General features: G+C 64.4%; 23 protein-coding genes. 10 read left to right on the plus strand and 13 right to left on the minus strand.

The annotated features are described in order from the left end of the window. Positions 1-6 precede the first annotated feature (6 nt). Positions 7-1005 carry a DUF2125 domain-containing protein gene (locus NLY43_RS22130; RefSeq protein ID WP_023694036.1) on the minus strand — a complete coding sequence of 333 codons (999 nt, stop codon included), beginning with the start codon at positions 1003-1005 and terminating at the stop codon, positions 7-9. 124 nt (positions 1006-1129) lie between these two features. Between NLY43_RS22130 and NLY43_RS22135 the strand changes: the two genes are divergently transcribed. The 3 genes from NLY43_RS22135 to NLY43_RS22145 all read left to right on the plus strand — a co-directional run bounded on the left by NLY43_RS22135 (position 1130) and on the right by NLY43_RS22145 (position 3484). Further along, positions 1130-1663 carry a gamma-glutamylcyclotransferase gene (locus NLY43_RS22135; protein WP_023711716.1) on the plus strand — a complete coding sequence of 178 codons (534 nt, stop codon included), beginning with the start codon at positions 1130-1132 and terminating at the stop codon, positions 1661-1663. 164 nt (positions 1664-1827) lie between these two features. Next, positions 1828-2775, plus strand: coding sequence for an aldo/keto reductase (locus NLY43_RS22140; RefSeq protein WP_023711717.1), 948 nt, complete (start codon positions 1828-1830; stop codon positions 2773-2775). An 82-nt stretch (positions 2776-2857) separates the two neighbouring features. Beyond that, positions 2858-3484, plus strand: coding sequence for a LysE family translocator (locus NLY43_RS22145; protein WP_023698717.1), 627 nt, complete (start codon positions 2858-2860; stop codon positions 3482-3484). 69 nt (positions 3485-3553) lie between these two features. Here NLY43_RS22145 and NLY43_RS22150 read toward each other — a convergent pair whose 3' ends face one another. Both NLY43_RS22150 and NLY43_RS22155 read right to left on the minus strand, forming a co-directional pair. Beyond that, a complete protein-coding gene (locus tag NLY43_RS22150; protein WP_023673308.1) occupies positions 3554-4363 on the minus strand; it encodes a lysophospholipid acyltransferase family protein in 810 nt (269 codons plus the stop codon). A 115-nt stretch (positions 4364-4478) separates the two neighbouring features. Next, positions 4479-5384 carry a LysR family transcriptional regulator gene (locus NLY43_RS22155; RefSeq protein WP_023711718.1) on the minus strand — a complete coding sequence of 302 codons (906 nt, stop codon included), beginning with the start codon at positions 5382-5384 and terminating at the stop codon, positions 4479-4481. Positions 5385-5498: 114 nt separating this feature from the next. Between NLY43_RS22155 and NLY43_RS22160 the strand changes: the two genes are divergently transcribed. Next, a complete protein-coding gene (locus NLY43_RS22160; RefSeq protein WP_023711719.1) occupies positions 5499-6131 on the plus strand; it encodes a pyridoxamine 5'-phosphate oxidase family protein in 633 nt (210 codons plus the stop codon). A gap of 98 nt (positions 6132-6229) precedes the next feature. Here NLY43_RS22160 and NLY43_RS22165 read toward each other — a convergent pair whose 3' ends face one another. The 3 genes from NLY43_RS22165 to ftsE all read right to left on the minus strand — a co-directional run bounded on the left by NLY43_RS22165 (position 6230) and on the right by ftsE (position 8724). Continuing rightward, the gene (locus tag NLY43_RS22165) at positions 6230-6949 is read right to left on the minus strand and encodes a YdcF family protein (RefSeq protein ID WP_023673311.1); all 720 of its coding nucleotides are present in this window, start codon (positions 6947-6949) and stop codon (positions 6230-6232) included. Between the two features lie 133 nt (positions 6950-7082). Beyond that, positions 7083-8072 carry a cell division protein FtsX gene (locus NLY43_RS22170; RefSeq protein WP_023673312.1) on the minus strand — a complete coding sequence of 330 codons (990 nt, stop codon included), beginning with the start codon at positions 8070-8072 and terminating at the stop codon, positions 7083-7085. Next, on the minus strand, positions 8065-8724 hold the full coding sequence (gene ftsE / locus NLY43_RS22175; RefSeq protein WP_023685344.1) for a cell division ATP-binding protein FtsE: 660 nt from the start codon (positions 8722-8724) through the stop codon (positions 8065-8067). The genes NLY43_RS22170 and ftsE overlap by 8 nt, the downstream gene beginning before the upstream one ends. A 180-nt stretch (positions 8725-8904) precedes the next feature. Here ftsE and NLY43_RS22180 point away from each other — a divergent pair, with 180 nt between their 5' ends. From NLY43_RS22180 to NLY43_RS22190, 3 genes are all read left to right on the plus strand, one after another. After that, entirely contained in the window at positions 8905-9540 is a 636-nt protein-coding gene (locus NLY43_RS22180; RefSeq protein WP_023711720.1) for a hypothetical protein, read from the plus strand. Between the two features lie 23 nt (positions 9541-9563). Further along, a complete protein-coding gene (gene hpt, locus NLY43_RS22185) occupies positions 9564-10106 on the plus strand; it encodes a hypoxanthine phosphoribosyltransferase (protein WP_023673315.1) in 543 nt (180 codons plus the stop codon). Between the two features lie 64 nt (positions 10107-10170). Beyond that, complete coding sequence (locus tag NLY43_RS22190; RefSeq protein ID WP_023673316.1) at positions 10171-10542, plus strand: response regulator; 372 nt, start codon at positions 10171-10173, stop codon at positions 10540-10542. A 6-nt stretch (positions 10543-10548) separates the two neighbouring features. On the opposite strand, the gene NLY43_RS22195 is transcribed toward NLY43_RS22190, so the two are convergent. Then, positions 10549-11499: a DMT family transporter gene (locus tag NLY43_RS22195; protein WP_023694029.1), complete on the minus strand. Its 951-nt coding sequence runs from the start codon at positions 11497-11499 to the stop codon at positions 10549-10551. Positions 11500-11725: 226 nt separating this feature from the next. Here NLY43_RS22195 and NLY43_RS22200 point away from each other — a divergent pair, with 226 nt between their 5' ends. Further along, positions 11726-12589, plus strand: coding sequence for a LysR family transcriptional regulator (locus NLY43_RS22200; protein WP_023686706.1), 864 nt, complete (start codon positions 11726-11728; stop codon positions 12587-12589). Here the strand turns inward: NLY43_RS22200 and NLY43_RS22205 are convergent. The 3 genes from NLY43_RS22205 to NLY43_RS22215 form a co-directional block, all read right to left on the minus strand. After that, positions 12586-12957: a glyoxalase superfamily protein gene (locus tag NLY43_RS22205; protein WP_023698712.1), complete on the minus strand. Its 372-nt coding sequence runs from the start codon at positions 12955-12957 to the stop codon at positions 12586-12588. The two genes, NLY43_RS22200 and NLY43_RS22205, sit on opposite strands and share 4 nt — an antisense overlap. Before the next feature lie 41 nt (positions 12958-12998). After that, the gene (locus NLY43_RS22210) at positions 12999-15587 is read right to left on the minus strand and encodes a TIGR02302 family protein (RefSeq protein WP_023711721.1); all 2589 of its coding nucleotides are present in this window, start codon (positions 15585-15587) and stop codon (positions 12999-13001) included. 136 nt (positions 15588-15723) lie between these two features. Continuing rightward, positions 15724-16665 (minus strand): threonine/serine dehydratase, encoded by a 942-nt coding sequence (locus NLY43_RS22215; RefSeq protein ID WP_023711722.1) that lies wholly within the window; start codon positions 16663-16665, stop codon positions 15724-15726. A 50-nt stretch (positions 16666-16715) separates the two neighbouring features. Between NLY43_RS22215 and NLY43_RS22220 the strand changes: the two genes are divergently transcribed. Beyond that, positions 16716-17018 carry an ArsR/SmtB family transcription factor gene (locus NLY43_RS22220; protein WP_023673323.1) on the plus strand — a complete coding sequence of 101 codons (303 nt, stop codon included), beginning with the start codon at positions 16716-16718 and terminating at the stop codon, positions 17016-17018. 20 nt (positions 17019-17038) lie between these two features. Here NLY43_RS22220 and lysA read toward each other — a convergent pair whose 3' ends face one another. The 3 genes from lysA to argH all read right to left on the minus strand — a co-directional run bounded on the left by lysA (position 17039) and on the right by argH (position 20047). Continuing rightward, complete coding sequence (gene lysA, locus NLY43_RS22225) at positions 17039-18307, minus strand: diaminopimelate decarboxylase (RefSeq protein ID WP_023711723.1); 1269 nt, start codon at positions 18305-18307, stop codon at positions 17039-17041. Positions 18308-18371: 64 nt separating this feature from the next. After that, positions 18372-18578 (minus strand): hypothetical protein, encoded by a 207-nt coding sequence (locus NLY43_RS22230; RefSeq protein WP_023673325.1) that lies wholly within the window; start codon positions 18576-18578, stop codon positions 18372-18374. 68 nt (positions 18579-18646) lie between these two features. Beyond that, the gene (gene argH / locus NLY43_RS22235; RefSeq protein WP_023711724.1) at positions 18647-20047 is read right to left on the minus strand and encodes an argininosuccinate lyase; all 1401 of its coding nucleotides are present in this window, start codon (positions 20045-20047) and stop codon (positions 18647-18649) included. Positions 20048-20081: 34 nt separating this feature from the next. Here argH and tlpA point away from each other — a divergent pair, with 34 nt between their 5' ends. Then, positions 20082-20774, plus strand: a complete 693-nt coding sequence (tlpA, locus tag NLY43_RS22240; RefSeq protein ID WP_023711725.1) for a thiol:disulfide interchange protein TlpA — start codon at positions 20082-20084, stop codon at positions 20772-20774. Positions 20775-20806: the final 32 nt, after the last annotated feature.

Genomic DNA, 20806 nt, shown 5'->3' on the forward strand with positions numbered 1-20806 from the left:
ATTGCTCTAATCGAGCGGCTTGATCTTGCCCAGCGGAATGAAGCCGAGCGAGACCTTGCCCTTCACCACCTTGAGCGGCATCGACGGTTCGTTGCCGAGCAGCGCCAGACCGGCAAAGCCTTGCTCGATCTGGCTCTTCTGCTCGGGGATTGCGGTGGCGAGGATTGCCGCCACGGCTTTGGGATCCTGCAGCTTGATCGTCAGGTCGGCATTGACCTGGCCGTTGGCGTCGACCGACACCGGGCCGGAGACGGTGATGCGCGCGGTTCCCGACGACAGATCGAGCTTGTGGATGCCGACCGCCTGGCCGCGCAGGCTCCTGGCCTGCGTCTTCATCAGCGCGACGCCGTTCTTCAGCGTCGCGTCGCCGCTGCCGTCGAGCGGCGGCAGCACGCGCCCGCCGATCGCGTCGGCGTCGATCTCAAGATCGGTGAAGCTGCCGACGTAGCCGATGTCCTGGCCGTCGGGTCGCAACTCGCCCGCCGCGGTTCCGGCGCTGAACAGTGAAACCGGGTCGGTGTCGTCGGCCGGATCGGTCTGGCCGGACAAGCTCTCGGCCTGCAGCGAAATGCTGCGTGGCAAGGGCCAGGAGAGCTTGGCATTGGCCTGCAGATTGTCCCAGTCGATCCATAGCGGCGCCATCCCCGGCACCGAGGTGCGCAGCGGCCCACGCAACTCGGCGGCAGGCGACAAAGGCCGGATGAGCTCTGCAACGAAGTTGAAGCTGCCTGCCGAGGCGGCAACGTTCCTGGCGTCGTCCTCGTAAGCCAGATTGTCACAGGAGATGGCAAAACTCAGGGGGTAGCCGCTGACGGTGAGGTTGGCGCAGCCGGCCTCGATGCCTTTGTCCTTGAGCGAGGCCACCGCCTTGTCGGCTTCGCTGCTGACGCGACCGGCGACATAGAACCAGACCGCGCTGTAGACGCCGAACAGCATAACGACCAAGGCAGCGAGCCACATCAGCCGGCGGCGAAACTTCGACGGACGCTCGTCACTTGACGTCATGCTGCGGCTTTCATTAACGCGGGCGTGTTGCGGGTGGACTGTGGCTTACGCAACAAGCAAAAAGAACAGAAGAGCACCGATTCCGATGCGGCGGCGTCACTCTCGTGCAATCAGGCTTGGCGATATGGGCGATTTTTGGGTTTTTGGCTACGGCTCGCTGATCTGGCGACCGGGATTCGCCCATGTCGAGACACGGCGCGCGCGGCTTTACGGCTACCGCCGGTCGCTGTGCGTCTATTCCTTCGTGCATCGCGGCACGCGCCAGCGGCCGGGCCTGGTGCTAGGCCTCGACCGTGGCGGCTCCTGCATCGGGCTGGCGTTTCGCGTGCCCGGCGAGCTGCGCGATGAGGTGCTGACCTATCTGCGCGAGCGCGAATTGGTGACCAGCGTCTACCTCGAGCGTGTGCTCGATATCAGCCTCGACGGGAATGGGGCGGCCGCGGGAGAGAGAGTGAAAGCGGTCGCCTATATCGTCGACCGCCAGCATGAGCAGTATGCCGGCGGGCTCGATGCCGCGCATGCGGCAGGTGTTATCCGTGGCGCCGTCGGCCAGTCCGGAAACAACGAGGACTATGTGCTCAACACGCTGCAGCATCTCGCGGCGCTGGGTATCAGCGACCACTGGCTGGAAGAGGTGGCGAAGCGGATCGCCTCGTGAGCCGGTAGACCACGGCGAGCCTGCAGGCGAAGCGCTCGCGCCTTTGTGAAGCGCTGGCCCGCTGGAAAAATTGGCTGAGGCCTTTGACCTCGGCGCGGCGAGACCTAGCTTAGCTGCGGCCCGAAGCATTCGGGTCGCCCGCCGCCAGTCCACGGAGCCCCGTCTTGCAAAAACGCCGTCTCGGCCAAACCGACCTTTCCATCGCGCCGCTGGTCCTGGGCGGCAATGTCTTCGGCTGGACCGCGGACGAGAAGACCTCCTTCGACCTGCTCGACCGGTTCGGCGACGCCGGCCTCAACGCTATCGATACGGCCGATGCCTATTCGCGCTGGGTGCCGGGCCACGCGGGCGGCGAGTCCGAGGCCATCATCGGCAAATGGATGAAAAGCCGCGGCAACCGTGACAAGATCATCGTCATCACCAAAGTCGGCTCGGATATGGGACAAGGCAAGAAGGATCTGTCCGCTGCCCATATCGAAAGGGCGGTCGAGGCGTCGCTTGAGCGGCTGCAGACCGATGTGATCGACCTCTATTTGTCGCACTGGCCGGACCCGACCACGCCGTACGAAGAGACGCTCGGCGCCTACCAGAAGCTGCTCGCTGCCGGCAAGGTCCGCCATATCGGCGCCTCGAATCTTGACGCCGGCCAGCTGCGCGCCGCGCTCGATGTTGCCAGCCTGCGCGGGCTGCCGCGCTACAGCGTGCTGCAGCCGGAATACAATCTCTACGACCGCTCATCCTTCGACGGGCCGCTGCATGATCTGTGCGTGGCCGAGGATATCGGCGTCATCACCTATTTCAGCCTCGCCAAGGGGTTTTTGAGCGGCAAATACCGTAGCGAGGCCGATCTCGGCAAAAGTGAACGCGGCGGCGGCGTGAAGGCTTATCTCAATGCGCGCGGCATGCGCATTCTGGCCGCACTCGACACTGTGGCGGCGCGCCATTCGGCCAAGCAGGCGGAAGTAGCACTCGCCTGGGTGATGGCGCAGCCCGGCATCACCGCGCCGATCGCCAGCGCCACGACGCTGGACCAGGTCGACAGCCTGGTGCGCGCCGCATCGCTGAAGCTCAGCGCGGAGGATCTCGTGGCGCTGGACAAGGCCAGCGCCTAGCCGCGCAGGTTCGGCACGATCGTCCAAGACGACGGCTGTCCGCCTTGCCACACTGTTCTCCATTATTGGGAGAAGAGGCAGCATGGCCGCAGACATTCTTTCGCAGGCGCAGCCCTGGCAGCAATTGCTGGCGCTGGTGCTGGCGGCAACCGTCGTAATGGGCAGTCCTGGCCCGGCGACGATCAGCGTCACGGCGATAGGGGCCGCCTTCGGCCTGCGCAATTCGCTTCACTACACATCGGGGATCATTTTAGGCACGGTCGCGGTGCTGCTGGTGGTGGCCACCGGCATCAAGGCTATCCTCACCTCGATGCCGGGCGTAGCGCCAGTGCTGGCGGTCGCTTCCGCCGCCTATATTCTCTACCTCGCCTACAGAATAGCGACAGCGCCGCCGCTGGCCGCGCGTGACAGCAGCGCGGTTCTGCCGACCTTCCTCGGCGGCTTCCTGCTCGCCGTTGCCAACCCGAAAGCCTATGTGGCGATTGCTGCGGTCCTTGCTGGCTCCGCGACCGCAGCCGGCGCCGATGCTCTCGGCATCCCGGCCAGGCTGGCGGTTCTCACCCTGATGATCGTAGCCATCCATGTGCTGTGGCTGCTGGCCGGCGCGGCCTTCGCCCGCACCCTGCGCCAGCCGCTGGCGTCGCGGATCATCAATCTGGCCTTCGCGGCGACGCTGGTGCTGACAACGGCGCTGGCGGCGTGGCCTTGAGCCGGCCCGCAGAAGAGATCAAGCTTTGGTCTTTTTTGTTTTGGCGCGATTCAGGACGGAAAAAACCGCTCACACTTTTCCTGGAATTGCTTTGGCGGCCGCGGCGAGTTCGGCCAGCCGCTTGACCGCCGTCGGCGGCATTTGCGGCGGGTTAGGAGCCTGCGATGCCTCGATCAGCAGCTGGTCGCAGGCGGCTTCCGTATCGCCGATCAGCCGGTCCATGAATTCGTCTTTGCCGAGCCCGGGCGGAATCGGCGGCAGGAAGCGGGCCTTGATGGTGCCGGGAAAGCGCAAGAATTTGCGGCGAGGCCAATAGAGGCCGGCGACATGGGCGACCGGTACCACCGGGACGCCAAGCTGCGTATAGAGCTCGACAATGCCGTATTTGTAAGCCGGCTCGTCGCCTGGCGCTCGGCGCGTGCCTTCGGGGTAGATAATCAGCTGGCGCGGATTGCGCCCCATCTCCTGCTTTGTCGATGCAACGACCTGCTTCAACGCCTTGGAGCGGCTACCGCGGTGAACCGGGATCATCCGCATCTTCAGGATGTACCAGCCGAAGAAGGGGATCCAGGTCAGCTCGCGCTTCAGGATATAAAGCGGATCGTGGAGGAAGGGAAAGAAAGCGATCGCGTCCCAAAACGACTGGTGTTTCGGCGCCAGGATGAAAGAGCCCTCCGGCAGGTTCTCGACGCCGGTGATGTCGCTCCTGGTGCCGGCGATCTTGTCGTAGAGCCACAGGCTGGTGCGCGACCAGAATTTCGGCACGAACCAGGCGCGATGGCGTGGCGAGAGGAAGTAGTAAGGGGTCCAGAGGACCATCTGGACGATCAGATTGACATAGAAGACGAAGTTGAACGCCAGCGAGCGGATATAGAGCATGCGGGGAAGGGCCCGTTGAGGAGGTGTGCGTTGGTTACACCAAGCGCGGGCAAAAAGGAAACGCCGCAATGGCCTGACATAGGCCGGCTCGCCACTGACTCAAGCCAGTCTCAACTCACCACGTCGCCTGCAATAGCCGCTGCTTCAGCCGCGGAGCGGCGAAATCGAGGAACGCCCTGAGTTTCACCGCCAGCAGGCCTTGGCCGGCATGGACGAGGCTCACCGGCCACGGCTGCGGCTCGAAGGGTCGCAAGACCGGGACGAGCACGCCGGAACGTACTGCGTCCGCGATCTGGTAGGAGAGCACCCGCGTCATCCCGGCGCCTGCAATCGCGGCATCGATTGCAGCTTCCGCCGTGTTGACGCGCAGCCGTGAGCGGATCGGCACGATCAGTTCGCCCTTGTCGCCGGCAAAGCTCCAGCTGGCGAGCGCTGCAGGCCCTTCGAAACTGATGCATTCATGCGCGGCCAGATCGTCCGGCGTCCGCGGCATGCCATGCGCGGCGATATAGGCGGGGCTGGCGCACACGACGCGACGGATCGCGCCGACGCGGATGGCAATGAGGCTCGAAGGCGCAAGCTCGCCGATGCGGATGGCAAGGTCGAGATGTTCCTCCGCCAGTTGGGTTATCCGGTCAGCCAGCGTCAGGCGAATGTTGACTTGAGGATAAGCCGCCAGGAATTCGGTGACGACAGGCAGCACGTGCAGGCGACCAAAGACGACCGGCGCGGTGATGAACAGGTCGCCGGTCGGCGTGCTGTATTCGCCGGCAGCGGTGCGTTCGGCTTCGCCGACCTCGCCGAGGATGCGGCGGCAGGCGGCGAGATAGACCTGGCCGGCATCGGTCAGCGTGAGCTGCCGGGTCGAACGGTTCAGCAGGCGCGCCTGAAGGTGCTTTTCGAGGTCGGAAACCTTGCGGCTGACCGTTGCCAGTGGAATGCCGAAATGGCGGCCGGCAGCGGAAAGGCTGCCCGCTTCCACCGCGGCGACGAACAGCGACATGGCTTCGAGACGATCCATACTTTCTTCCGGAAATTGGAAGGATAGCTTGCAACTATGCCATCTACATCCAAAACATGGAAGGATCTACCTCTTCGCGTACAATGGCCGTGTTTCGGCCTCGCGGAGGCTTCCATGAATGCTCATACTTTCACCAGCGATGTCGCCTTCACGCCGACCGTCAAGGCGATCCAGACCCGCAAAGGTTCGCGCAAGGGCTATGCCAGCGCCGAGGAGCGCGGCGGATGGCGCGCCCATATCACGCCCGACCTCGCCGACTTCATCGCGGCGCAGACCAGCGTCTTCCTGTCGACCGCAAATGGCGAGGGTCAGCCCTATATCCAGCATCGCGGCGGGCCAGCCGGCTTCCTCAAGGTGCTGGACGAAAAGACCATCGGCTTCGCCGATTTCTCCGGGAACAGGCAGTTCATCACGCAAGGGAATCTCGCCGACAACAACCAGGCATTCCTGTTCCTGATCGACTATGCGCATCGCCAGCGCGTCAAGATCTGGGGCACGGCGCGCGTCGTCGAGGACGATGCCGATCTTCTGGCAAGGCTGATGCCGCAGGACTACAAGGCGCGCCCCGAGCAGGTCATCTTGTTCACCGTCTCGGCCTGGGATGCCAATTGCCCGCAACACATTCCGCAGCGATTCGAGGCCGCCGATGTCGCGGCCGCACTCGCCGAACGCGACAAGCGGATTGAAAGCCTCGAACAGGAGATTGCGCGGCTGCGTGGCGCGGAAGACGGCACGGCCAAGGGGTAATCGAGCGCCGTCAGAGTCGTCTGTCTGGACGCAATTCCCAAGGGAAAGCGTACGTGCTTTTCCCGGGAAAACCGCTACACACTTTTCCTGGAATTGCTTTAGTCCTTGGCGGTCGAAACCTCGGCCAGTGCGACGCTGTCGGCGGTCTGGCGGACCGGGACGACGCCGCGCGCAAGCGCCAGCAGGTATTTGCTGTATTCGGTCAGAAGCACGCGTAGCGCTTCCGGCTTGGTCAGCCAGTCGCCATTGTCCAGATTGGTGTTGACCACCGGATAGGGTTCAAGCCTGGCGCCATGCAGCAGGCGGCCCATCTCGAGCAGGCTGCGCGGCATGTGGTAATTGTTGGTGACGAGGATGACGCTGCCATAGGCGTGGCTCTCCACCCATTTAGCGCTTTCCTCGGCATTGCCGATCGTGTCGAGCGCGGCGCGGTCGATGTCGACACAGCAGGAAAACAGCGCCTTGTCGCCGCCGGTAGCAGCCTGCAATTGGCGGCGGCTGGCAGAGGGATGCACGCCTGAGATCAGCAGCCGCTCGCCCTTGCCGGAGGCAAGCAGATCGAGTGCTGCGTCGAGGCGGGCCTGACCGCCGGTCAAGACGATGATCGCATCGGCCTTGGCCGGGTTGGTCGGGGTCGTCATGTGGCTGACCTTGCTGGCGAACCAGCCGAAGCCACCGGCAAACAGGGCCACCAGCAGCAGTAGACAGAGGGAGGCGAGACGCAGGGCGGTGCGCAAACGGCCCAGCCCGGTACGCACACGCAAACGCACCACTGGCATCTGTCCAGCCGTTCCGGTCGACTCCCGCGCGTTCATCATCCTATGGTTAATCCTGAAATGCCTTTTTGGTAAGGAAAAAAGCGCACATTGCGTTACGTCGGTTTTCGATCCGTGATCGTCCCTTCCATTCCTGTCCTTGCCCCCGAACTGTTTTCGCTTCTGCCCTCACGGGTCACCCCGCATCCGGCTGGCGGACATCGATGTCGCTGAGATAGGCGACGACGGTGGCGTGCGAGGTCGCCGCCGTCAGTCCGCCGATCACCAGCACCATCAGGCCGACGCCGAGATAGCCTGCCGATCCGATGGCGAAATTGCCGAACAAAGCGGTGGCCTGGTCGGCCTGCGGCGTTGCCATGTTGCGCGACGACCACCAGGAAAAGACGATGAAAACCAGGATCGCGGCTGCGCCGCCGGCGGCCGCGCCCTTCATCCCGGTGACCAGGAAATGCCAGCGGAATTCGCGCGCGATGAAGCGCGCCTCGGCGCCGACGAAATGCAGCACTTCGATGATATGGCCGTTACCCGCCATGGCGCCGCGCGTCGCAAACACTACGGTCAGCACCGTCGCCGACAGCATCAGGACCAGCACGGCGATGCCGATGGTGACCGTGGTGCGGGCCATGGCGACCAGCCGGTCGACCCATGTACGGTGATCGTCGAGCGAAGCACTCGGCAGCTTGGGCGTGAGCGCCGCACGGATGGCGCTGAAGTCGGGCGGGCTGGTCTCGTCGATGGTGACGATGATCAGGCGCGGCACCGGCAATTCGTCGATATTCAGGCCCGAGCCCAGCCATGGCTCCAAAAGGCGCGCGGTGGCGTCGCGATCGATGATCCGGGTTTCCTTCACGCCGGGGAATTCGCCGACGATCTGCGAGGCCTGGGCAAGGGCTGCCTCCATGTCGAGGCCGTCGACCGGCTTGATCTGAATCGTCGCCTCGCGCGAGATCTGGTTTTCCCAGACCGAGGCAGTGTCGCGCACCAGCGTGACGGCGCCGAAAGTCAGGCAGGACAGGAAGGTCATGATGGCGATGACCAGCACCAAGGCGCGGCCGGCAATATTCTGCGCCGGCACGATCGGCGCCATGCGGCGCTGGACGCGCTGCGTCGTCGTTGCGGGCTCGGCGGCGTCTTCATGCAGCTGTTCGGCCGATAGCTCAGTCATAAATATCCAGCCTTCCGCCGGCCAGGATCATGCGGCGCGCGTCGACCTGCTCCATCAGGCCGAGATCGTGAGTGGCGATCACCACCGCGGTGCCGAGCCGGTTGAGCTCAATGAACAGCCTGAGCAACCGGCGCGCCAGCGGCGGGTCGACATTGCCGGTCGGCTCGTCGGCAAGCAGGATTTCGGGCTGTTCGATCAAGGCCCGAGCGATTGCCGCGCGCTGCTTTTCGCCGCCCGAAAGGACCGGCGGCAGCACATGCATGCGCTCGCCCAGGCCGACCCATTTCAAAAGTTCGGTGACGTCGGTGCGGTAGCTCGCTTCCTCGCGGCCGCGCACGCGCAGCGGCAGAGCGACATTCTCATAGGTGGTCATGTGGTCGAGCAGGCGGAAATCCTGGAACACCACGCCGATGCGGCGCCTGAGATGCGGCAGTTCAGCGCGCGAGATGCGCGAGCGGTCCTTGCCGAAGATGGTGATCAGCCCGCGTGTCGGCTTCAGCGACATGAACAGAAGGCGCAGCAGCGTCGTCTTGCCGGCGCCCGAGGGCCCGCTCAGGAACTGGAAGGAGCTCTCCGGAATGTGCAGGGAGATGTCGCGGAGGATTTCCGGACCCATGCCATAGCGAAGGCCGACATTTTCGAAGCGGATCACGTGCGACGACCTGAGGTGTGTGGCGGCGGCGTGCCAACCCTTTCTGTCCAACGACCATCGGCCGCCATGGTTAACCGTCGGTTAATTTTCGCTGTTGTTGAATGCGTCACAAGGGTTCCGGTGGGGAAGCGTTAACCATTTCCATTTACGCAAAAGAAACGAAGAGGCAACAGCGGGGCCATGATGGCTGAGCAACGAACCGCGCGCCCGGTTTCCGGCGAAATCATGACCGGGACAAGTGTCGCACCGGAATCGCGTCCTGTGGCGACCGACATCGTCGATGCGGATTATGAGGTGCTGCCGCAGCTGATCCCACTGATAGAAGCCATGCCGACGCCGGCGCGCGACGTCGCGACGCCGTCGATGGAAGGCATGGAGATGCTGCGCAAATCAGATGCGTCAGCCGGGGGGCCGGCATCGCGTGGCGGGCCGATCTTCTGGATTGCCGGCATCGGTGCGGCGCTTGCCGCCTTCTGGGTCTCGGGTGGCCATGCGCTGGTGCGCCAGACGCCGTTCTGGTCAGTCGAACAGCCGGAGGGCGCCGTACTCAGCATTGCCGGCGTCACGTCGCGTGTCGACGCCTCAGGACCCGCCCCGGTGCTGTTCGTGGATGGCGAGGCCGTCAATGACGGTTTGAAGGCGGGACAATTGCCGCCGCTGGAGATACGTGTCACCGGCAATGACAGCCGCATCACCCGTTATACTCTGGGGACATCCAACCGTTCTCTGGCGCCCGGCGAAAGATTCGGCTTTTCCAGCCGCCTCGATGTGCCTAGAAACGGCGTCAAGGCCGTGGCGGTCACCTTCGCCGGCTAGTCGGTTCTCTGGAAAGGTTGTTGATGCCAGTTGTGCGCGGCAAGGACATCGAGGTCCTGTTTTCGGCGTCCGCGATCGCGCGGCGCAATCTCGAACTCGCCAAGGAGATCGCCGAGCACGACTATCACGACCTGCTGGTGATTTCGGTGCTGAAGGGCTCGTTCATCTTCGCCGCCGATTTGATCCGCGCCATGCACGATGTCGGGCTGTCGCCCGAGGTCGAGTTCATCTTCATTTCCAGCTATGGCGCCGGCACCACCAGCGGCGAGGTGAGGGTGCTGCGCGACATCGACAATGAGGTCGCCGGTCGCGACGTGCTGCTGATCGACGATATCCTGGAGTCGGGCAAGACGCTCTCCTTCACCCGCAACCTGATGCTGTCGCGCGGCGCCAAAAGCTGCGCCATCGCGGTGCTGTTGGACAAGCGCATGCGCCGCCAGACCGAGCTGAACGCCGACTATGTCGGCTTCGACTGTCCCGATTACTTCGTCGTCGGCTACGGCATGGACGTCGCTCACGCTTTTCGCGAACTGCCGTTTGTCGGTGTCGTCAAAGGCGATGCCTGAGAAAAGGCCCCCGACGCTTCAAATTTTCAGAAAAAGTCAACTTTTGCCCGCCAAATTCCGGCCCATGGCAAAGCTTCTGATCGTCGAGGACGATGAGTCCGTCCGCACCCTCGCCGCCCGCGCGCTCGAACGCGCCGGGCACTCGATCGATATCGCCGCCGACGGCGCGCAGGGGCTGGCGATGGTCAGTGCTGCAGGCGGCGGTTACGACCTCGTCGTCTCCGATATCCGCATGCCGGAAATGGATGGCATCGAGATGGCGATCGCCGCAGCCAGGCTTTTCCCTGACATGAAGATCCTGCTGATGACCGGCTATGCCGACCAGCGCGAGCGCGCCGAGGAATTGAACGGCATCATTATCGACGTCGTGCAAAAGCCTTTCACGCTGGCCGAAATCCGCTCGCGGGTCGACCAGGCGCTCGCCTGCTTCGCCTGACACGCTTCAGGCGGCATCCTGAGACGCGGCGAGGACAGGCGCAGCGCTCCGGCGCCGTTCGGTGTTGAGCGCCAGCAGACCGGCGCCGATGATCAGCGCCGCACCGATGGCGGTGGTCGAGCGCGGCACCTCGTCGAAGAACAGGAAGCCCCACAGCGGCGACCAGATAATCCCGGTGTATTCGAAGGTGGCGACGCGGTTGGCGGGCGCCAGCCTGTAGGCCTGCGACAGCAGAATCATGCCGGCCGAAGCGACGAAGCCGCAGGCCGCCATCTTGAGGAAATCCGGGGTCGTCGGCCAGACCCACGGCCGCACCAGGAATTCGAGGCTGGGGTGGACAGCATGGGTTATGCCGGCAAGCCAGAATGTGCCGGCAACCGCAGCGGCGCCGACCAGATAGGCGCCGTTCTGGTAGAAGGCCATGACGGTGGAGGATTCGGTGTCGCCGATCTTGCGCGCCATCAGCTGTGAAAAGCCGTAGAGCAAAGCCGAGCCCAACGAAAGCAGCGCCGCCCAGTCGAACAGGCCGGCGCCCGGGCGCAGCATCACGACCACGCCCAGCATGCCGATCAGCACGGTGGCGAGAGCCTGCCAGGATACCCGCTCGCCGAGATAGGGCCCGGCTATCGCCATGATGAACAGGGGCGCCATGAAATAGAGCGCCACCGCGTCGGCGAGCGGCAAGGCAGCGATCGCCAGATAGTAAACCGTATAGGAGGAGAACTGGATGAAGGCGCGTATCGTCAGCAGGCCGAACCGCTTCGAGGCGATGGCCCGCAGGCCGACGTCGGCGCGAACGAGAAAGATCAGGATCGGCAAAGCGACGATCGAGCGGATCCACATCACCTCGGTCACGGGATAGCCGGCCGACACCGCCTTGACCAGCGGGTCCTGGAGCGAGAACACCAGCACGCCAAGGCACAGGCTGATGATGCCGAGAACGATCCGGTTGCGCATGTTGTTCTGCCGGCCCTTGCCTTAACTGCCCGCAGCCGCCCGGCCATGGGGTAAAAAGAACCCGCTACCGTTTCGGGCAGCGGGTATGAGTGAGGACTCTTTGATTGGTCCGCAGCCGATTTCGCGGCGGCATATCCAATGGGCGAGCGGACTATGCTGCGGCGTTTGACATGTTGCAAACGAATTGGAATGATACCAGCGATCAAATTTGCTTATGACGGATTCGATGCGGCCACCCCTCGACAGCGATCTCCTGCGCACCTTCGTCGCCATTGCCGAAGCGGGCAATTTCACCCGGGCGGCGGAGCAGGCCGGGCGCACCCAGTCGGCGGTGTCGATGCAGATGAAGAAGCTCGAGGAGCTGGTCGGCGACAGCCTGTTCGAACGCGGCTCGCGCGGCGTGGCGCTGACGCGCCGTGGCGGCGAGCTGATCGTCAATGCCCGCCGCATCGTCTCTCTGCTCGACGAGACGGCGGCATCGATGGCGGCGGCACCGCTTGGCGGGCCTGTGCGCATCGGCATTCCCGAGGAATATGGTCACGCCATCCTGTCGCGCGCGCTCGGCGCCTTCTCGAAGCGTCACACCAAGGTCGAGGTCACCGTGCGCTATGCACATTCGGGCGCCCAGCTGGCAGCGTTGGCGGCCGGTGAACTCGACCTCGCCGTGGTGTTCGAATGGCAGGATCCTTCCGGCGGCGAGGTGCTGATGCACGATCCGACCGTGTGGGTGACATCGAGCCTGCATCACATGCATGAGGAGCGGCCGGTGCCGATCGCGCTCTACAACCGGGCCGGCTGGTGCAAGGACTTTGCCATCAAATCGCTTGAGCAGCGTGGGCTGGCCTACCGTGTCGCCTATACCAGCGACACCACCGGCGGCCTGAAGCTCGCCGTCACCTCTGGCCTGGCGATCGCGCCGATCTCGCACAGCAATATTCCGGATGGCTGCCGCGAGCTCACCGCCGCGGACGGGTTCGGCCACATCGATTCCTCGAATGTGGTGATGCATCGCAACCCCAATGCCTCAGGCGAGGCGATCGACGGCATGCAGGAAGCAATACGCGAGGCGTTCGTCAACCGGCCGGCTTAGCCTGCCGCATCCTCGTAGAAATGCAGCCGATTGCCGAAGGGGTCGCCGACCGACACTTCACGGGTCTGCCACGACGTGGTTTCGAGGCCCGGCCGGGCGTAGCGGTATCTCTTGCCGATCAGTTCGCGGTGCAATGCCGCGATGTCCTCGACCTTGATGCGCATGGCTATACCCGGCGCGCCGTCGCCATGATGTTCGCTCAGATGCAGGACACAGCCGTCGCGGATTACACCCATGTAGAGCGGCGCATTGTCGTCGAAGCGGTGCTCGAACTCGACCTTGAAGCCGAGAAAGTCGACATAGAATTCGCGTGCCTTGGCGATGTCGAAGATGCGCAGGATGGGCGTGACGGCACCGAGTTTCGGCATGGCGCTGATACCATTCAGTTCGACGGATGTTGCCTTGGAGGCTACTTCAGCTCCAGCAGCCGCTCGAGGTAGCTGCGCTCGATGTCGGGGCTGAGCGCGTTGCCGAGCCGCTTGCGAATCGCCTCGAGAATCTGGCGGGCGCGCTGCACGTCGATCTCGTCGGGCACCTTCACCGAATCGCCGAAATCGGGTCCGCGGCTGGCGCGCGGTCGGCCCAGCGGATCGCGGCCGGCGTCCTGTTGGCGGCCGCCTTCCTGGCTGCCGCCCTGGTCGCCCTGCATCGCCTGCAGCTGCTTCATCATCTCCTTGGCGCCCTTGCGCAGCGCTTCCAGCGCGCGACCCTGGTGGCCGACTGCCTGGTCGCCTTCGCCTTCGCCAAGCGACTTTTCGGCGTTGCCCATGGATTTGCCAGCGTCGCCAAACCCCTCATTGGGCTGCATGCCCATGCCTTCCAGGCCCTTCTTCAGCTTGTCGAGTTCGCTCTGCAACTGGCCCTGGCCTTCCTGCAGCTGCTTCATCGCATCGGCGAATTCCTGCGGTGTCATCGACTTCGGCCGGGCGAGAGGATCGCGATCCTTGCCGACGCCCGGCTGGTCCGGGTCGTCGCCATTGCCTTCGCCGGGCTGCTGATTATCTCCGCGCTGCATCTGGTCCATGCGGTAGGTGTCGTTCATCATCTCCTGCTGGCGGCGCATGATCTCGCCCAGCTTGTCCATCTGCTGGCGCATCTCGCTGTCCTGCTCGCCGCCCTGCTGCTGACGGCCGGCCTGCAGGTTGTTCATCATGTTTTCCAGCTGCGACAGCAGCTCCTGCGCCTTGTCGCGGTCGCCCGACTTCGCCAGGTTCTCGATCTGGTCCATCATGCGGTCGATATCACTCTGCCGCAGCTCGCGACCATTCTGCTGCATCTGCGGCGCGTTCGGGTTCTGCTTGGCGCGCTCGGCGAATTCCTGCAGGAATTCGTTCATCGCCTCGCGCAGTTCCTTCATCGCCTTTTCGATCTCTTCGTCGCTGGCGCCGCGCTTGATGGCGTCCTGCAGCGCCTGCTGGGCCTGGCGGAGCCGCTTTTCGGCGGACGAGAGATTGCCTTCCTCGATGCCGAGCGCGATTTCCCAGAGATAGGCAACCTCGTTGCGCAACTGATCGTCGCTGTCCGACATCTTCAGCCGGCTGCGGGCGCTCATGATGGCGAGGTAATGCGACATGTTGTCGAACGTGTCCTCGGGCCGCAGCGTGATGGCGTCCATCAGGTCGAGCACGCGCGGCTTGGCATTGGCGTCGAGCGCCAGCAGGCGGCGCTGCTCGACCACCGCCCGCGCCAGCGGGTTGGCGAAGGGCCGCTCCGGCATCACAATAGTCTTGGTCTCGCTGGTCGCGGTGTGTCCGGCATCGTCGGTGGCGACAAGCGACAGCTTGATGCTGGCGCCGGCCCAGACGTGCTCGGTGAGGTCCTTGGTGGTCTTGGCGGCGTTCGCCTTGCCGCCGCGGCGCGGCAGCGCCAGCGGCAGGTCAGGCGGACCGTAGAGCGGATGCGCATCGGGCGCCGCCGGATCGGCCAGCGCGAAAACCGCCTTGGCGGTGGCCGCGCCATAGTCGTCGTCGATCTGGTAGTTGAGCTCGAAGGCGCCGTTGACGGCGCGCTTGGGCTCGCCGACGAAGCGGATCGTCGGCGGCTTGTCGGGGATCACCGCGAAGGCCCAGCGACCGAGATCGGCTTCGCCCGACTTCAGCGTCAGCGTGCCGTCGGCGGTCAGCTTGCCGGTGAACTGGCGCAGCTTGGGGGTCGCGGGGTTGACCGCCGCTGCCTTGACGGCCGCCACCTGTGGTCCCGACGGGTCGATGGCGCGAGCATTGCCGCCCTTGTCGGCAAAGCTTAGCGTTTCCTCGCCGGAGCCGCCGGTCACGCGCAGCGAGACGTCGCTGCCTTGCGGCACGGTGAAGGTGGCAACCGCCTGCTTGGCGTTGCCATCGATGACTGGCGCGGTCAAGAAGATGGGCGGCTTGCCGGTGTAGGCCGGCGGGGTCACCCAGGCATCGATGCGCGGCGGTACGATGTCGCGCGCCGCATGGGCACTGAAACCATCGGACAGCCTGCCGCCGGACGGTCCGAAGGAAAAGGCAAAAGCGGTGACCAACAGCAGCGCCGCCACGGCACGCAATGCCCACGGATCGCGCTCCGGCACGCGGGTACGCGGCAGGTCGGCGCCAAGGCTGCCGAGCTTGTCGGCCATGCGCTTTTGGTGTTCGCGCCACAACGCCTGGGAAAAGATGCTTTCCTTGCCGCTGGGACGGTCGGTCTGCACCAGCACCGGGCTGTGCTGCAGCTGGTTGGCGGCCTCGATACGGCGGTCGATTTCAGCGGCGGATGGAAGCTTGAAGAAACGCAGCGGATAGAGCGCCGCCAGCGTGGCAATACCGAACGCAGTGACCAGGATAATGCGCGCAATGTCAGGCAGCCGGGGGAAAAGGCCGAGCCAGGAGAGGCTGAGAAACAGGCTGGCGATGATGAGCAGCGGCAGAAGCAGCGGCCAGCCGCGCTCGACCGTCATCGAGACCCGTGTCGCCAGCCGGCTCAGGGCAAGCCGCCCGGCCAGGCTGCGATCGCCACTGGAAATGGGGCGTTCCGTCATTGGCCCTTCCTGCCCGGGCGGGATAGCCCGGACTCAACAAGCAGAAGTTTACCAGCAAACACGGCAAAGGCGAGGCGGTTCCGGAAAACTTGAAAAGCTTTGGCGGGTTTGCGTCCCACTTCAGTCGCAGCAAGGTTTAGAATTTCGTGGGATCGGTGTTCGAGCCGCATACCAGGACCGCGATCCGTTTGCCCGGCGCCGGGGTGTAGCGGCCGGACAAGAGAGCCGCAAAGGCAGCGGCCCCACCCGGCTCGGCGATGATACGCACCCGCTCCCACAGCGCCTTCTGCGCGGCAATGATGGCGTCGTCGGTGACCAGAATGGAGCGCTCGACAAAAGCCTCGGCGATCGGGAACATCATCTCGCCGACGCGCTTGGGCGCCAGCGAATCGGCGGCAACGCCTTCGGCCGGCGCATCGACGGGGTGGCCGGCTTCGAAGGCGTGATGCAGCGTCGGCGCGCCTTCGGGCTCGATGGCGATGATCCTGATGCGGCCGGCAAACCAGGCGGCGATGCCGCCGATCAGGCCGCCGCCGCCGACAGCGACCAGCAGCGTGTCGATGTCGGGCAGATCGTTTTCGATTTCGAGGCCAAGCGTGCCCTGGCCGACCAATGTTTCCTCCTGGTTGAAGGCATGGATTTGCAGCGCCCCGGTCTTTTCGGCAAAAGCCTCGCTGGCGGCCAGCGCCTCGGCATAGCGGGCGCCGCCGACGATCAGTTCGGCGCCGTAGCCGCGGATGCGCTGCAGCTTGGCCGGTGGGCTGACTTCGGGAACGAAGATCGTCGCCTTGTGGCCAAGCCGCATGGCGGCATAGGCGACCGCGGCGCCATGATTGCCGCCCGATGCGGCGACGACGCCGGCCGCAGGCACCGGCCGTTCGAGCAGATTGGTGAAGGCGCCGCGCGCCTTGAACGAGCCGGAATGCTGCAGGCATTCGAGCTTGAGGTCGACCGCCAGCGGCGGCCGGTCGAAATCGGCCATGTCGACGCGCAGCACCGGCGTGTGCCTGATATAGGGGCGGATGCGCGGTTCCATCGCGGCGATGCGTTCGCGCGTGACGGTGTTGCCGTTCGTCATGACCATCTCCTTGGGATTGACAGCAATTAGTAACTTGGCAAAATGGCTAAATGCAAGAGGTTGAAATCTTCAAGGCGATCGCCAATGAACGCAGGCTGCAGATCCTCGACTGGCTGAAGGATCCGCAGGCGCATTTCCCGGCCCAGGCAGACGGCGATCTGGTCGAGGACGGCGTTTGCGCGCTGCTGATCGCGGAGAAGCTCGGCATTACTCAGGCGACGCTCTCCGAACATATGCGCGTGCTTACCCAGGCGGGCCTGCTGCGCCCCAAGCGCATCAAGCAATGGACGTTCTACCGCCGCGACGAGGACAGGATCGCCGACACAAGGATGCTCATCCAAAACCGGCTGTAGCGCAGCCGCCGTGGCGGCTCCTATGCAAGCCAGTCGGGCACCGAATCCAGGCCGATCAGCTCGTCATAGGTCTGGCGCCGGCGTACGACATGGAAACGGTCGCCGTCGACCAGAACCTCAGGCACCAGCAGCCTTGTGTTGTAGGTGCCGGATTGCACCGCGCCATAGGCGCCGGCGGTGGTGACGGCAATGAGGTCGCCAGACTTGAGCCGGGGCAGGTCACGGTCGAGGCCGAGATAGTCGCCGGTCTCGCAGACCGGGCCGACGACGTCGACCGCCATGCGCGGCGTGTCGGCCGGCGGCTGCACCACCGGCTTGATGTCGTGGAAGGCATCGTAGAGCGTCGGCCGGATCAGATCGTTCATGGCGGCGTCGACGACGAGGAAGTTCTTGGCGTCGCCTTCCTTCACGAAGATCACTTCCGAGACCAGGATGCCGGCATTGCCGACGATCAGCCGGCCCGGCTCGAACATCACCTTCACTCCAAGCTTTGTCAGGTGCTTCCTGACGATCTCGGCATAGGCATCGGGCAGAGGCGGCGGGCTGTTGTCGGTGCGGTAGGGGATGCCGAGGCCGCCGCCGAGATCGACATGCTCGACGGCGTGGCCATCGGCGCGCAGCGCGCCGACCAGTTCCGCCAGAAGCGCGAAAGCATCGTCAAAGGGCTGCAACTCGGTGATCTGGCTGCCGATATGGGTATCGATGCCGATGGGCTTGGTGCCCGGCAAACCGGCCGCGCGGGCATAGACCTGGCGCGCCCTTTGCCATGGAATGCCGAACTTGTTCTCGGCCTTTCCGGTGGAGATCTTCCTGTGCGTCCTGGCGTCGACATCCGGGTTGATGCGCAGCGAGACCGGCGCCACCTTGCCGAGCGCGGTGGCGCGGGCCGACAGCAACTCCAGCTCCGGCTCGGATTCGACATTGAAGCAGAGAATGCCGGCCTCGAGCGCAAAATCCATCTCGCGCGCGGTCTTGCCGACGCCCGAGAATACGATCTTGCTGGCCGGGATGCCGGCGGCGAGCGCGCGGCGCATTTCGCCTTCCGAGACGGTGTCGGCGCCGGCGCCGAGCTTTGCCAGCGTTCGCAGCACCGCCTGGTTGGAATTCGCCTTCAAGGCGTAACAGACCAGCGTGTCGAGCCCGGCAAAGGCCCCGGCGAACACCCGGTAGTGCCTCGTCAAGGTTGCCGTCGAATAACAATAGAACGGCGTGCCGACGCTTGCGGCGATGTCTGGTATCGCCACGTTCTCGGCATGGAGCACGCCGTCGCGGTAATCGAAATGGTTCACGAGAGTGTTTCCGGAAGTTGGAGCACGAGACCTGGCCAGAAAGACCAAGCCGGTCTCATCGGCTCTAGATCAGCGGGTCGAGGATGAACTTCTTGTCCACGACCGGTTTTTCCGGCTCCGGCGGCACCGGCTGTTTGGCGCGCTCGGCGTCCTTGCGGGCCTGGACGGCCGCTTCATAGGGCGTGTCGAGACCGGCCTTACGGCCGCAAGCGGTCACGGCAGCCATCGCCGTCAGCAGCGTCAGCGTCACCAAAATCCTGCTTGCGGTCATCGATCCATCCGTCCGAAACTTTATGTGCTGCGCTTTTAACCGAGTTTTAGGCGCATTGCACCCCGGCATCATGCCTTGGCGATGCGCTTTTTCCAGCTGCGGATCTGCTTCCTGACCTCCGACGGCGCCGTGCCGCCGAAACTGGTGCGGCTCTTCACCGAATTCTGCACCGCCAGAACCGAGAAGATGTCTGCCGTGATGCCGGGGTTGATCGACTGCAGATCTTCCAGCGACAGCTTTTCAAGGCTCACCTTCTTCTCTTCGGCCACCGCCACCGCGCGGCCGGTGACATGGTGTGCCTCACGGAAGGGCAGGCCCAGCGTTCGCACCAGCCAGTCGGCGAGGTCGGTCGCGGTCGCGTGGCCCGAGCTGGCGGCCTTCTTCATGGCGGCGGCATTGACCGTCATGTCGCGCACCATGCCGGTCATCGCCGCCAGCATCAGATCGAGCGTCTCGGCGGCGTCGAAGACCGATTCCTTGTCTTCCTGCATGTCCTTGCCATAGGTCAGCGGCATGCCCTTCATCACCGTCAGCAGCCCGACGAGATGGCCGGTGACGCGGCCGGTCTTGCCGCGCACCAGTTCGGCGGCGTCCGGGTTCTTCTTCTGCGGCATGATTGAGGAGCCGGTGGAGAAACTGTCCGACAGTCTGACAAAGCCGAATTGCGGCGTCGACCAGATGATGATTTCTTCGGCGAGCCGCGACAGATGCGTGGCGGAGATCGCCACCAGGCTCAAAAACTCCAGCGCGAAATCGCGGTCGGAGACGCTGTCCAGGGAATTGCGCATCGGCTCGCGGAAGCCGAGCGCCTTGGCGGTCTTGTGGCGATCGATCGGAAAACTGGTGCCGGCAAGCGCTGCCGCGCCGAGCGGGCTTTCATCCATCCGATCGATGGCGTCGCGGACGCGCGACAGGTCGCGCGAAAACATCTCGACATAGGCCATGCAATGGTGGCCGAAGGTCACCGGCTGCGCCGCCTGCATGTGGGTGAAGCCGGGCATCACGGTCGCCGCATGCTCCTCGGCGCGGTCGAGCAGGGCTGAGATCAGCCCCTTCAGCGCCTCGGCGACGCGAAAGCACTCGTCCTTGACCCAGAGCCGGAGATCCACCGCCACCTGGTCGTTGCGTGACCGCGCCGTGTGCAGGCGGCCGGCGGCCGGGCCGATCAGGTCGGCAAGGCGGGCCTCGATGTTCATGTGAATGTCTTCCAGCCGGGTCGAGAACTCGAACGTGCCGGCCTCGATCTCTTTCAGGATCGTGTTCAGCCCGTGAGCGATTTTTTCTTGATCGGCCGCCGAAATAATGCCCGTTTCAGCCAACATCTCGCTGTGGGCGATCGAACCTCTTATGTCTTGGGCATAGAGTTTGCGGTCGAACGAAATCGACGCGTTGATCGCTTCCATGATCGCGGCCGGACCCGAGGCAAAACGTCCGCCCCACATCTGGTTGCTGGCCTTCTTGTCGCTCATCGCTATAACCCGTGCTCCGGAGCAGTCTTAGAAAATGGCAGACGGTAACAGATACTTCCCGGCCCCGCGCCTGATCCTCGCCGCTTTGCTGGCGGGCGTGCTGGCCGGCGCGGTCGCGGTATATGTCAGCGAGAGCGGGTCTGGCAACAACGCAGCCACCGGCAGCGCACCTGCGGCCGGCGCGGGCAACAGCAAGAACGATGTCGCCTGCGCCGCCAAGAGCGACCGCGCCAAAAAGGTTGCCGCCGCGGCCACCGGCCAGGTGGCGGCATTGCTGCCCGCCGATCCGCCGCAATCGCTGAAAAGTCTCGCCTTCAACGGTCCCGACGGCAAGCCGATGACGATCGCCGATCATGCCGGCAAGACCGTGCTGCTCAATTTGTGGGCAACGTGGTGCGCGCCCTGCCGCGCCGAAATGCCGGCGCTCGACGCCTTGCAGAAGGAAAAGGGCAGCGATGCCTTCGAAGTGGTCGCGGTCAATGTCGATGCCGGCGACGATGTGAAGCCGAAGAAGTTCCTCGCCGATATCGGCATCGGGTCGCTCGGCTACTACCGCGATTCGACGCTGGCGCTGTTCAACGACGTCCAGACGCGCGGCTTGGCGCTAGGCCTCCCCGTCACCATGCTGATCGATGGCGAAGGCTGCCTGGTCGCGCATATGAACGGACCGGCCGAATGGTCGGGACCGGATGCCAAGCGCCTGGTCGAGGCCGCACTCGCCCCTTAGAGCGGTTCACCGTTTCGTCGAAACGGCTACCC

It is taken from the genome of Mesorhizobium sp. C416B (genome assembly GCF_030323165.1).
Classification (GTDB): Bacteria; Pseudomonadota; Alphaproteobacteria; order Rhizobiales; family Rhizobiaceae; genus Mesorhizobium.